The following is an 11,955-nucleotide window of genomic DNA, read 5'->3' as shown; positions in this document are numbered from 1 at the left end:
AGATGTCGGACTTTTATTCAGCTCAGCGTTGCAGAGGATGCCACCATGGCCCACGAACTCTATACCCGTACCAATCAGAAGATTTATTTCGCCGGACTTGCTCTGGAGTCCATGGGCAAGGCCGAGCAGGGGCGGGCAATGAATGCTCAGGCGCTGTTACAGGCGGAGCGCGAGTCTGCCTTGTTCCATCTTTACGGTGCGCTGTTGGGGTTGTGTCACGAGATTGCCGGTTATTATCGTCTGCCTCAGGCCAATGCGCCGCGTGCTGAGATGCTATTGACCCAGGATGTGCTGGACGCTCTAGCTATTCCGGAAATGGCTGAACTGGTGGAGCTGGCTCAGAGCCGCGAAACCTGGCTTGCACAGTTACTGGCCGCCTATAACGGTCTTTTCGAACCGCCCCGTGCACCGAAAAAGGTCAAGGGCGACGTGACTCAACCGCTGATCGTGGCGGTGAATCTCGATGAAGAGCCTGAAACTGAATTGAATCGCGAAGAAATGGAAAGCTGGCGTCAGCAGCTCAAAGGGCTGGCCATCCGCTTCCGCGAAGGCTTGAGCGAGTGCTGAAACGCGATGATGAATATCCCGGCAGCGCGCTCGTCATAAAACGGGAACAGATCCTAGGGACTGAGTCGACTGGCTGCTACAATGCCGCCTTTCGTGGAGTATTGTCCTGATGCCAACATCTTTTCTTGAAATTGTCGAACTGCCTGATGGCCGCATCGAGCTGCGCCGTGCGGATGATGAGGGTTCCTTGGTGACCCTGGCTTTCTCTGCCGATGCCAAGGAATTCCTTCAGGGCCAGCATGTTGAAGTCGCGAAGGCGATGTTAAGCGTGGGTGTTCAGATGGCTGGCCGTATGGCTGAAGGCGAGCTGGAAAAGGACACCGGTCCGCGAGTCCTGCACTGAGCAGGATTTAACCCAGGCGGATATTCAGGCTCTGTGCATCCCCAAGCTTCGCCGCGCTGATCAGCTGTTGACGTGATGCCCCGCTGATCGGATTGATCCAGCTCACCACCGTGTGGCTCCGACCCAGTCGAAGTGCTTCACGGGCAAGTTCCAGCGCGCTCTGCGTCCCGCGGGGTTGCAGCAGCAGAATGCGCTCCCGATTGAGTCCCGCATCACGCAGCCAGGTCTGGGTAAGGCTGGGCGGAGGCGCAATGAGGGTTAGCCAGCGGGCATCGCTGTCCTGGCTCAGTTCTCGAAGAATGGGTGCCAATAGACTCAGGCAGTTCCCCGCAGCACCACGCAATGACAACTCGCTGAACACCTCTGGTTCATTGTTCCATGACGTTTCGACTGCCTCTTTGAGCAGTGGCGCGATGGGCTGTGCCATGAATGCTTCAAAAAGGGGTAATTGCGCATGCGGTGCCTGGACGAACTGCATAATGTCTCCTTAGCGGCGAATGACGCCGACGCTCAAGCCTTCGATAACCAGTTCCTGATCCTTCAGATTCACTTCAATAGGTGCGAAATCCGGATTCTCAGCAATTAGCCATACCTTGCTACCTTCGCGTTTGAAGCGTTTTACAGTGACTTCATCACCGATGCGGGCTACCACAATCTGGCCATTGCGAGCTTCACGGGTGGTATGCACAGCGATCAGGTCACCATCAAGGATGCCGATGTCTTTCATGCTCATGCCGTGCACCCTTAGCAGGTAATCGGCACTCGGGTGAAAAAACGCAGGGTTGATGTTGCAAGACTCTTCGATATGTTGCTGAGCCAGAATCGGTGCGCCGGCAGCGACCCGGCCAATGATAGGCAGGCTGCTTTCGTCGGTCTTGGCTTCGAAGCCAGGGATGCGAATTCCGCGAGAGGCGCCCGGCGTCATTTCGATCGCGCCTTTACGTGCCAGCGCCTTGAGATGCTCTTCGGCAGCGTTGGGCGATTTGAAACCCAGTTCTTGAGCGATTTCCGCACGGGTTGGCGGATAGCCATTATCTTCCAGGCAGCGTTTGATGAATCCCAGAATTTCAGCTTGGCGTGGCGTCAGTTTAATCATGTTGATCGCTCTGTCTTTTTATACAGTGACTGGGATTATATACAGTGCGCGCGGCTTGGCAATCTTCCTTTTTGATAATCAAGTGCAGAGACGAGCCGATTGGCTTGGGCAATCGTCGCGTGAGTGGCTACAGGCCTCGGATTATATGGTTAAATAGCGACCTCTTCAGGGTTTGACGAGTGGGCGCACTTGACAACGATATAGTTTGAAACGTATGTTTCAAACAAGTGTTTGTCAGGCAGAAAACCATGGCCCAGTCGGAAACAGTTGAACGCATTCTTGATGCTGCTGAGCAGTTGTTCGCGGAGAAGGGCTTCGCCGAGACTTCACTGCGTCTGATTACCAGCAAAGCTTCAGTCAATCTGGCCGCAGTGAACTATCACTTCGGTTCAAAAAAAGCTCTGATCCAGGCAGTTTTCTCGCGATTTCTCGGCCCTTTCTGCATCAGTCTCGATCGTGAGCTGGAGCGTCGTTCGGCCAAACCCGAACACAAGCCCACTCTTGAAGAGCTTCTCGAAATTCTGGTCGAGCAGGCGCTGGTGGTGCAACCGCGCAGCGGCAATGACCTGTCGATCTTCATGCGTTTGCTGGGACTGGCTTTCAGTCAGAGCCAGGGCCACTTGCGGCGGTATCTTGAGGACATGTACGGCAAGGTGTTTCGCCGTTACATGACCCTGGTGAACGAAGCGGCACCCCGCATCCCGCCCATCGAATTGTTCTGGCGCGTGCACTTCATGCTCGGTGCGGCTGCGTTCAGCATGTCCGGCATAAAGGCGTTGCGCGCGATCGCCGAAACCGACTTTGGCGTGAACACGTCCATTGAACAGGTCATGCGGTTGATGGTCCCGTTCCTGGCCGCAGGCATGCGGGCTGAAACAGGTGTCAGCGATGAGGCGATGATGGCGGCGCAGCTCAAGCCGCGCAGCAAAAGCAGCACCGGCCAGCCAAGCACGGCCAAGGCCTGAGCCTTCGCGCATTGCGCCAGACTCGATGATCAAGCACCATTGCCCGGATTGGATATCGGCAATGGTGTTTTTTTATGAGTTCTGGCCTGCAAGGCTCTTTGATGGTGGATGTGGCGGGCACTTGGTTGACCGCTGAAGACCGCCAGTTTCTGCGTCAGCCCGAAGTGGGCGGCCTTATCATTTTTGCCCGCAACATCGAGCATCCGCGTCAGGTTCGTGAGCTGAGTGCAGCCATCCGCGCGGTGCGTCCTGACCTGTTGTTGGCGGTTGATCAGGAAGGCGGTCGCGTGCAGCGTCTGCGCCAGGGTTTTGTGCGTCTGCCGGCCATGCGCCACATTGCTGACAAACCCAATGCTGAAATCCTGGCCGAGCAGTGCGGCTGGCTGATGGCAACCGAAGTGTTGGCAGTGGGGCTGGATCTGAGCTTTGCGCCGGTGCTGGATCTCGACTATCAACGTAGCGGAGTGGTCGGCACTCGTGCCTTTGAAGGGGATCCTGAGCGCGCCGCGCTGCTGGCCGGTGCATTCATTCGTGGCATGAATGCGGCGGGCATGGCCGCCTGCGGCAAGCATTTTCCCGGCCACGGTTGGGCCGAAGCTGACTCTCATGTAGCGATTCCTACCGACGAGCGCAGTCTGGAGCAGATTCGCGCCAATGACCTGGTGCCGTTTGCTCGCCTCAGCAAGCAATTGGCTGCGGTCATGCCGGCTCACGTCATCTATCCGCAGGTAGATTCGCAGCCCGCCGGTTTTTCCCGACGCTGGCTGCAGGATATTTTGCGCGGCGAACTCGGCTTCGAGGGCGTGATCTTCAGTGACGACCTGTCCATGGCCGGTGCGCATGTGGTGGGCGACGCCGCCAGTCGTATCGAGGCTGCCCTGTCAGCTGGTTGCGACATGGGGTTGGTTTGCAATGACCGTGCGGCAGCGGAGCTGGCACTGAGTGCGGTGCAACGGTTGAAGGTCAAGCCTTCGCCACGGATTGCCGGTATGCGTGGTCAAGGTTTTGCCAGCACCGAATACCGCCAGCATCCACGCTGGCTTGCGGCCATTGAAGCCCTGCGCAGTGCGCAGTTGATTGATTAAGGAATCTCCATGACGGTCTACGCGATTATCGGCGGCACTGGCCTGACCCAGCTGGACGGGCTGAACATTCGTCAGTCGTTGCCCATGAATACGCCCTATGGCGTGCCGTCTGGCGAAATCCAGGTGGGCGACTTCGCGGGGCGCGAAGTGATGTTCCTGGCCCGTCACGGCCATCCTCATCGTTTGCCACCTCATCAGGTGAACTACCGGGCCAATATCTGGGCTTTGAAGCAAGCGGGAGCCGAGGCGATTCTGGCCGTAAACGCTGTGGGCGGGATTCACCCGACCATGGGCACCGGGCATTTCTGTGTGCCCCATGACCTGATCGACTACACCAGCGGTCGCGAGCACACGTACTTTGCTGATGATCTTGAACAGGTGACCCACATCGATTTCAGCTTTCCCTACAGCGAAGCGTTGCGTGGGCGCCTGATTGCGGCGCTGACCGCTGAAGGCTGCGATTTCAGTGAGCGTGGCGTGTATGCCTGCACCCAGGGCCCGCGGCTTGAGACTGCGGCGGAGATCATCCGGCTGGAGCGTGACGGCTGCGATATCGTCGGTATGACCGGCATGCCGGAAGCCGCGCTGGCCCGTGAGATCGAACTGGAGTACGCCTGCCTGGCGTTGGTGGTCAATCCGGCGGCGGGCAAATCTGCATCGGTGATAACCATGGCCGAGATCGAACAGGCGTTGCAGGCTGGGATGGCGACGGTGAAGGCGATACTCGCCCGGGTGTTAGGCGCCGCTTGATTCTTGCGGTTTGATGAGTGCTTGTAAGGCTGATGACCCGTGGGAGCGAATTCATTCGCGAATGCTGACTTACAGCCGTCGCATGTCTATCGAATGTGCCGACCTCTTCGCGAATAAATTCGCTCCCACGTATCTGCGGTCCTTCAGGGCACCGCATCATCGTTCTTCGCGAGCAAGCTCGGCTCGCACAGATGACCGCCCATGCGGTGAAGCGGTGAACACCTCTTATTACTTCTTACCCTTCTTGGCCTGCACCGGCAGCGGCGCGAACAGCGCGGCGAGGTTTTCTCCGTCGAGTTTCCAGTCGCCGGTCACCCGGCCATCAAGCACGCCGGACGCCAGGGCTGATTTTTCCTGCTGCAGGCGCTGGATTTTTTCTTCCACGGTGCCTCGGGCAATCATCTTGTAGACGAACACCGGTTTGTCCTGGCCGATGCGATAGGCGCGGTCGGTGGCCTGGTTCTCGGCCGCCGGGTTCCACCACGGGTCGTAGTGGATCACGGTGTCGGCAGCGGTGAGGTTCAGTCCGGTACCGCCAGCTTTCAGGCTGATCAGGAAAATCGGCAGCTTGCCGGCTTGAAACGCCTGCACTGGTGTTCGCCGGTCACGGGTCGCCCCGGTCAGCAGGGCGTATTCGATGCCTCGCTGCTTCAATTCAGCTTCGATGAGTGTGAGCATCGAAGTGAATTGCGAGAACAGCAGGATCTTGCGTCCTTCGGCGAGCAGTTCTTCGAACATCTCCATCAGGCTGAGCAGCTTGGCCGAATGGCTCTGTCGAGGGCTTGCCGGGGCGCTATTGACCAGGCGCAGATCACAGCACACCTGACGCAGCTTGAGCAGCGCTTCAAGGATGATGATCTGGCTGCGGGCCACGCCTTTGCGACTGATCTCGTCGCGGACTTTCTTGTCCATGGCCAGGCGCACGGTTTCGTATACGTCGCGCTGGGCGTCATTGAGCTCGACCCAGTGGATGATTTCGGTCTTGGGTGGCAGTTCGGTAGCAACCTGTTCCTTGGTGCGGCGCAACAGGAATGGCTTGATCCTGGCATTCAGGTGCTGCAAGCGCTCCATGTTGCCGTGTTTCTCGATGGGGTTGCGGTAGTTGCTGTTGAATTCCTTGCTGCTGCCCAGCCAGCCCGGCATCAGAAAGTGGAACAGCGACCACAGCTCACCCAGGTGATTCTCCAGCGGTGTGCCGCTCAGGCACAGACGTTGCCGGGCATTGAGGTTGCGTGCCGCCTGCGCGGCCTTGCTATTCGGGTTTTTGATGTATTGCGCTTCATCGAGGATCAAGGTGTGCAGCGGCAGTTTGGCCAGCACTTCTTCGTCTCGGGGCAGCAATGCATAGGTGGTAAGGATAAGGTCGTACTGGTTCAGATTGTCGAAATCGGCATGACGGTTGGCGCCATATAGCGCGAGCACACGTAGCTGTGGGGTAAAGTTTTCCGCCTCATCCAGCCAGTTGGGGATCAGGCTGGTGGGCATCACGGCAAGGGCGGGGCGGTCCAAGCGGCCGGCCTGTTTTTCCATCAACAGATGCGCAAGGGTCTGTAGGGTTTTGCCCAGGCCCATGTCATCCGCCAACACGCCGCCCACTTCCAGCTCTCGCAGCGATTGCATCCAGCTCAGACCTTCATGCTGGTACGGCCGCAAGGTTGCGTTAAGCCCTTCGGGCACTTCAACGGGAGCGTCTTTGATGTTGGCCAGGCGATCCGCGAATTGACGCAGACGATCGCCGCCTTGCCAGCTCAGGGGCAGGTCATCCAGGTTGCCCAGACGCGTGGCGTCGGCGGTATTCAGGCGCAGGGCATTGTTGCCATCCTCGCGCCAGTAGAAGTCACCGAGAGTGGCCAGCACCGGCTTCAGCCGACCATAGGGCAACGCGATCTGCACCGGCCCGCCGCCGTTTTGCGTGAAGTGATTGAGTTGCACCAGCAATTGCTCGTCATCGCGGCGCTTGGCGATACCGGCAGCACTCATCAGTTCGGGATGGGTGCGCAGCAGGTTGATCAGGATCGGCAGCAGACTCAGGCGTTCGCCGTTGACGATGATGCCCAGTTCCAGATCGAACCAGTCGCGCTCAGCCTCGTCATCGATGACCGCATACCAGTCGTCCACCGGTGTGACGTCGAAGGCGAAGTCCTCGGTGACTTCGATTTCCCAGCCCTGGGCTTCAAGGAGCGGTAAATCGTTAAGGACGAAATGCAGCCAGGCCTTGTCGTTGGGCAGATCGAACATGTCTCCGGCGCTGTCCGGCAGCGCCTTGCTTTGCCGGGTCGCCACTCTGAAGCCCATGTCCTGCAACACCTGACGTTGTTGGCGTTCGAGTTCGCCCTGGCGACGGATTCGCAGGGTTTCGGTTTCCAGATGCTCGATGATGTCGCTTTTCTGGTTGACCAGATCGCTGCCCAGAGAGCTGACCAGAATACTGACATTGGCCGTGCCGGTGGCGTAATGCTTGCCGTAGCCGAAGGCGAGGGCGGCTCGATGCTGGATGTGGCGCTGCATACGGCCATTGCGTGGCTCATAGGCGCTGAATTCGACGCTGGCCAGAATCAGCCGGGGTTTGGGCACGATGTTGTCGACCAGACGCTCCGGCAGCATGGGCTTTTGCGGTATGCGCGGTGCCTGGACTGGAGCGGACTCATCCAGCGCAGACCGCAAGGCGTCGCGATTGCGCGGCGCGTGCAGGTAGAACAGCGCCGCCACACAATGCTTGCAGTTTTCCCGCATCGGACAGGTGCATTTGCAGATCAGGGCGTTGGCGAAGCGTTCAGGATCTCTGAATTTCAGGGTCTGAACATAAACCTCATCGCCAGAGCCCCGGCACAGCGTGCGCGCCGAGTCCGGATTGAGTTCTTCGAGGGTAATGCGTTCTTCGTGGGCATAGTCAAACCCCCGCTCAACGGTTCTGCTGGTAAACAAATCTGTCCAGGACCAGGCCAGGACTTTTTCGAGATTGGACGACACAGTTCAATACAGCCCTACGCCGCAGCGATGCTCAAAAGGGACAAGAAGCGCCACATGCGCTCCTTGAGTGGTCACAGTGGCGATACTTTAATCAGCATGGCCAGACTTCCGTTGTCCATGTAGGTCAGTTCTCCGTTTTTCACCCGAGTGGTCTGCTTCATGCGTTCGCTGCTGGTCAGCACGCCATGGGCATCCAGCTGGTTGACCCAGAAGTCTGCCGCAATATCGGTAAAGCGTGCCAGTGCAATGCTGACGGTGCCCTCGATGGGGAAATGCCCGAATTTTTCCTGGCCACTGGTAACCGCCATTTTGCTCGGTTCCGGGCTCAGGATCTGCTGCCAGGCGCGATGCAGGACCACCTGATAGGTGCCGCCATCATTGAGCTTGTTGGCGAGATCCGTCAGCGCCACGCCGCGCTCATTGCTCGCGTCGATTTTCTGCGCGCCCTTTGCCCAGTCTTCAGGTGCGAACTGCCGGGTCGCGGCAGGCTCGCCCTGCTGGCGGAACAGGATCATTTCGACCTGATAGCTGCCATCGGCAAAGGCTGCTGGCGCTATCAGGGTCAGCAGCAGAATGAGTGAATGAAACACGCGCATGGATGAATCCTTCAAGCAGTTTTCGGGGTCAGGCGCTCGAACAGAGCTTCAATGGTGTTGAAACGCTCTTCCGGACGTTCCATGGGCACCATGAATTTGAACAGCGTGGCGCCTTCGAATTTGTAACGGTTGGGTTGGCCCTGAATCAGCTTGATCAACGTCAGTGGATCTACCGGGGTATCGGCGGCAAATTCGATTCGGCCACCTTGTGGTCCGGCATCGACCTTCTTGATGCCCAACTGCTCGGCCTGCAACTTTAGCAGCGTGATCCGCACCAGATGTTTGGTGGGCTCTGGCAGCAGGCCGAAGCGGTCGATCATCTCTACTTGCAGGTCTTTCAGACTGTCTTCGTCGGCGGCATTGGCGATGCGCTTGTACAGGATCAGGCGCGTGTGAACATCCGGCAGATACGCTTCGGGAATCAGCGCAGGCACACGCAGATTGATTTCCGGCCCGCCGCCCAATGGCTGGTCGAGATTCGGCTGTTCGCCTTTGCGGATGGATTTCACCGCGCGTTCGAGCATTTCCATGTAGAGCGTGAAACCCACCGCCTGGATTTGCCCGCTCTGGCCATCTCCGAGCAGTTCGCCTGCACCGCGGATTTCCAGGTCGTTGGTCGCCAGCACAAAGCCGGCGCCCAGGTCCTGCGTGTTGGCGATGGCGTCCAGACGCTTTTCGGCATCCGGCGTGATCTGGCTGCGGGGCGGGGTGAGCAGATAGGCATAAGCCTGGTGGTGACTGCGTCCGACCCGACCACGCAACTGGTGCAGCTGCGCCAGGCCAAATTTGTCAGCGCGCTCGATGATGATGGTGTTAGCGCTCGGCACGTCGATACCGGTCTCGATGATGGTCGAGGCGATCAGCACGTTGAAACGCTTGTGATAGAAGTCGCTCATCACCTGTTCGAGTTCGCGCTCGCGCATCTGCCCGTGGCCAATGCCGATACGGGCTTCTGGTACCAGCTCAGCGAGATCGGCCGCGCATTTCTCGATGGTTTTCACATCGTTGTGCAGGTAATACACCTGGCCGCCACGTAACAGTTCACGCAACAGCGCTTCTTTGATCGTGGGCTTGTTCTGCTCCATGACGAAGGTGCGCACTGACAGGCGACGCGCTGGCGGCGTGGCAATGATCGACAGGTCGCGCATGCCCGAGACCGCCATGTTCAGCGTGCGTGGAATCGGCGTAGCGGTCAGGGTCAGGATGTCGACTTCGCTGCGCAGCGCCTTGAGTTGTTCTTTCTGGCGTACCCCGAAGCGGTGCTCTTCGTCGATGATCACCAGGCCGAGGTTCTTGATCTTGACGTCGTCCTGCAACAGCTTGTGGGTGCCGATGACGATGTCGATCTTGCCTTCGGCCAGATCCGCCACTGCGGCGTTGACCTCTTTGGCTGACTTGAAGCGGCTCATCACTTCCACACTCACTGGCCAGTCGGCGAAGCGGTCGCGGAAGCTGTTGTAGTGCTGTTGAGCGAGCAGGGTGGTCGGGACCAGAATTGCCACCTGACGACCGCCATGCACGGCGATAAACGCTGCGCGCATCGCCACTTCGGTCTTGCCGAAACCCACATCGCCGCAGACCAGGCGATCCATGGGCTTGGGGGCGAGCATGTCGGCCCGCACGGCATCAATAGTGGTTTGTTGATCCGGTGTCTCTTCGAACGGGAAGCCGGCACTGAACGTGGCGTAGTCGGCTTTCGGATCGGCAAAGGCATAACCTTCCCGAGCCGCGCGGCGGGCGTAGATATCCAGCAGCTCGGCCGCCACATCGCGGACTTGCTCGGCGGCTTTGCGCTTGGCTTTCTGCCAGACTTCGGAGCCCAAACGGTGCAACGGGGCCAAGGCGTCGTCGCTGCCGGTGTAGCGGGCGATCAAGTGCAGGTTGGCCACCGGGACGTAAAGCTTGGCGTCCTCGGCGTAGGCCAGCATCAGGAACTCGGCGACCTGGTTTTCCACTTCCAGGGTGGCAAGACCCAGGTAACGACCGACGCCGTGATCGATGTGCACCACCGGCGCGCCTTCACGCAGTTCGGTGAGGTTTTTGATCACCGCATCGTTATTGCCGCCGTCGGTGCGTTTTTCACGACGTCGACGCTGCATGACCCGCTGGCCGAACAACGGGCTCTCGGCAATCAGCGCAATGGCCGGTTGTTCAAGCAGCAGACCGTCGTCGAGAGGCGCGATGGTGATCGACAGTCGATCCTTGCCTATTACGAAGTCATTCCAGCTGTCGACGGTTTTTGGGCGTAGCTTCAGGCGTTCGAGGAGCTCCAGCAGTACTTCCCGGCGACCTGCTGATTCAGCGGTGAACAGGATGCGGCCGTCGAATTCCTCAATGAACTTCGACAATGCTGCGAGTGGCTGACTGGCTTTGGCTTCAATGGCCAGTTCCGGCAACAGTTGTGCCGGGAAACGCTCACGGCCGACGCCAGCATCAACATCCTGCTGGCTGGCGACGACACGGGGCCAGTTTTTCAACCGGGCGAAGCAGTCTTCCACCGGCAGGAACAATTCGGCAGGAGGCAATAAAGGACGCTCCGGATCGACCCGGCGCTCTTCGTAGCGGTTGCGGACGTCGTTCCAGAAGTTTTCGGCCGCCTGTTCGATGCCCGGCAGGGAAAACACTTGCGTGTCTTGGGGCAGGTAGTCAAACAGGGTCGAGGTTTCTTCGAAGAATAGCGGCAGGTAGTACTCGATACCGGCCGGGGTGATGCCGCTACTCAGGTCCTGGAAGATCGGGCTGCGGCGGAAGTCCACATCAAAGCGCTCGCGAAAGCGGGCCTTGAAACGGGTGACTTCTTCCTTCTGCAGCGGAAATTCTCGGGCTGGCAGCAGGCGCACCGACTCAACCTTGTCGATGGACCGCTGGTTTTCCGGATCGAAGGTGCGCAGGGTTTCGATTTCGTCATCGAACAGGTCGATCCGGTACGGCAGCTTGCTGCCCATCGGGAACAGATCGAGCAGGTTGCCGCGTACCGTGAACTCGCCGTGCTCATACACCGTGTCCACATAGCGATAGCCGCTGGCTTCAAGGCGCGTGCGCATTGCTTCGATGTCGAGCTTCTGACCGATGTCCAGCACCAGGCTGCTGCCCAACAGGAATTTGGTCGGTGCCAGACGATGTAGGGCTGTGGTGATCGGCACTACCAGTACGCCATGCATCAGCTCAGGCAAGCGATAAAGGCTGGCGATACGCTGGGAAATGATGTCCTGGTGCGGCGAGAACAAATCGTATGGTAGCGTCTCCCAATCCGGGAAATGCAACACCGGCAAATCGGGCGCGAAGAACTTCAGCTCCTGCTCCAGGCGCTCGGCACTCTGGCTGTCAGCGGTCAAGAGCAGGGTGAAGCGCTTGGCGGCGCTTGCAGCCTCGGCAATGGCCAGGCTCAGGGCGGCACCGGGAAGGTTGCCCCAGTGTTGTTTGCCTGCGGCAGCAGGGAGAAGCGGTAGACGCAGAACGGGCACGGAAGATTGAGCTCCAAGCGTTGCGACAGGGGCGGCGATTGTACCGGTCAGAGATAGCAGCTGTCAGTTTTCAGACTACGCTATGAAGCAGAAATGCCACGCGCAGCATTTCTGCCGTG

At 58.8% G+C, this 11,955-nt stretch carries 10 protein-coding genes; 5 read left to right on the top strand and 5 right to left on the bottom strand.

What is annotated here, in order from left to right; genetic code table 11:
• Positions 1-45 precede the first annotated feature (45 nt).
• Together IV01_RS06195 and IV01_RS06200 are read left to right on the top strand one after the other, a co-directional pair.
• Positions 46-567, top strand: coding sequence for a DUF6586 family protein (locus tag IV01_RS06195; protein ID WP_032630414.1), 522 nt, complete (start codon positions 46-48; stop codon positions 565-567).
• Positions 568-676: 109 nt separating this feature from the next.
• On the top strand, positions 677-910 hold the full coding sequence (locus IV01_RS06200) for a hypothetical protein (RefSeq protein ID WP_032630413.1): 234 nt from the start codon (positions 677-679) through the stop codon (positions 908-910).
• 7 nt (positions 911-917) lie between these two features.
• Here IV01_RS06200 and sulA read toward each other — a convergent pair whose 3' ends face one another.
• Positions 918-1,388, bottom strand: a complete 471-nt coding sequence (gene sulA, locus IV01_RS06205) for an SOS-induced cell division inhibitor SulA (protein ID WP_032630412.1) — start codon at positions 1,386-1,388, stop codon at positions 918-920.
• A 9-nt stretch (positions 1,389-1,397) separates the two neighbouring features.
• On the bottom strand, positions 1,398-2,006 hold the full coding sequence (gene lexA, locus IV01_RS06210; RefSeq protein ID WP_032630411.1) for a transcriptional repressor LexA: 609 nt from the start codon (positions 2,004-2,006) through the stop codon (positions 1,398-1,400).
• A gap of 248 nt (positions 2,007-2,254) precedes the next feature.
• Here lexA and psrA point away from each other — a divergent pair, with 248 nt between their 5' ends.
• The 3 genes from psrA (at position 2,255) to IV01_RS06225 (ending at position 4,806) form a co-directional block, all read left to right on the top strand.
• Complete coding sequence (gene psrA / locus IV01_RS06215; protein ID WP_032630410.1) at positions 2,255-2,971, top strand: transcriptional regulator PsrA; 717 nt, start codon at positions 2,255-2,257, stop codon at positions 2,969-2,971.
• Positions 2,972-3,057: 86 nt separating this feature from the next.
• A complete protein-coding gene (gene nagZ, locus IV01_RS06220; RefSeq protein ID WP_195758810.1) occupies positions 3,058-4,056 on the top strand; it encodes a beta-N-acetylhexosaminidase in 999 nt (332 codons plus the stop codon).
• Between the two features lie 9 nt (positions 4,057-4,065).
• Entirely contained in the window at positions 4,066-4,806 is a 741-nt protein-coding gene (locus tag IV01_RS06225; protein WP_032630408.1) for an S-methyl-5'-thioinosine phosphorylase, read from the top strand.
• A gap of 228 nt (positions 4,807-5,034) precedes the next feature.
• Here the strand turns inward: IV01_RS06225 and IV01_RS06230 are convergent, their stop codons facing one another.
• From IV01_RS06230 to mfd, 3 genes are all read right to left on the bottom strand, one after another.
• Positions 5,035-7,776 carry a DEAD/DEAH box helicase gene (locus tag IV01_RS06230; protein ID WP_032630406.1) on the bottom strand — a complete coding sequence of 914 codons (2,742 nt, stop codon included), beginning with the start codon at positions 7,774-7,776 and terminating at the stop codon, positions 5,035-5,037.
• A 71-nt stretch (positions 7,777-7,847) separates the two neighbouring features.
• Entirely contained in the window at positions 7,848-8,372 is a 525-nt protein-coding gene (locus IV01_RS06235; protein WP_032630405.1) for a CsiV family protein, read from the bottom strand.
• 11 nt (positions 8,373-8,383) lie between these two features.
• Complete coding sequence (gene mfd, locus IV01_RS06240; protein ID WP_032630404.1) at positions 8,384-11,836, bottom strand: transcription-repair coupling factor; 3,453 nt, start codon at positions 11,834-11,836, stop codon at positions 8,384-8,386.
• Positions 11,837-11,955 lie beyond the last annotated feature (119 nt).

The sequence above is a fragment of the Pseudomonas syringae genome (assembly GCF_000737245.1).
GTDB classification, from domain to species: Bacteria; Pseudomonadota; Gammaproteobacteria; order Pseudomonadales; family Pseudomonadaceae; genus Aquipseudomonas; species Aquipseudomonas syringae_J.
The sequence above is the reverse complement of the archived record's forward strand: the minus strand, read 5'-3'. Positions and strand labels throughout refer to the sequence as shown.

Bases quoted from the DNA above. Each gene is read 5' to 3' on its own strand.
- lexA (WP_032630411.1), bottom strand. From the start codon at position 2,006: ATGATTAAACTGACGCCACGCCAAGCTGAAATTCTGGGATTCATCAAA.
- IV01_RS06235 (WP_032630405.1), bottom strand. From the start codon at position 8,372: ATGCGCGTGTTTCATTCACTCATTCTGCTGCTGACCCTGATAGCGCCA.
- IV01_RS06225 (WP_032630408.1), top strand. From the start codon at position 4,066: ATGACGGTCTACGCGATTATCGGCGGCACTGGCCTGACCCAGCTGGAC.
- IV01_RS06200 (WP_032630413.1), top strand. From the start codon at position 677: ATGCCAACATCTTTTCTTGAAATTGTCGAACTGCCTGATGGCCGCATC.
- IV01_RS06195 (WP_032630414.1), top strand. From the start codon at position 46: ATGGCCCACGAACTCTATACCCGTACCAATCAGAAGATTTATTTCGCC.
- sulA (WP_032630412.1), bottom strand. From the start codon at position 1,388: ATGCAGTTCGTCCAGGCACCGCATGCGCAATTACCCCTTTTTGAAGCA.
- psrA (WP_032630410.1), top strand. From the start codon at position 2,255: ATGGCCCAGTCGGAAACAGTTGAACGCATTCTTGATGCTGCTGAGCAG.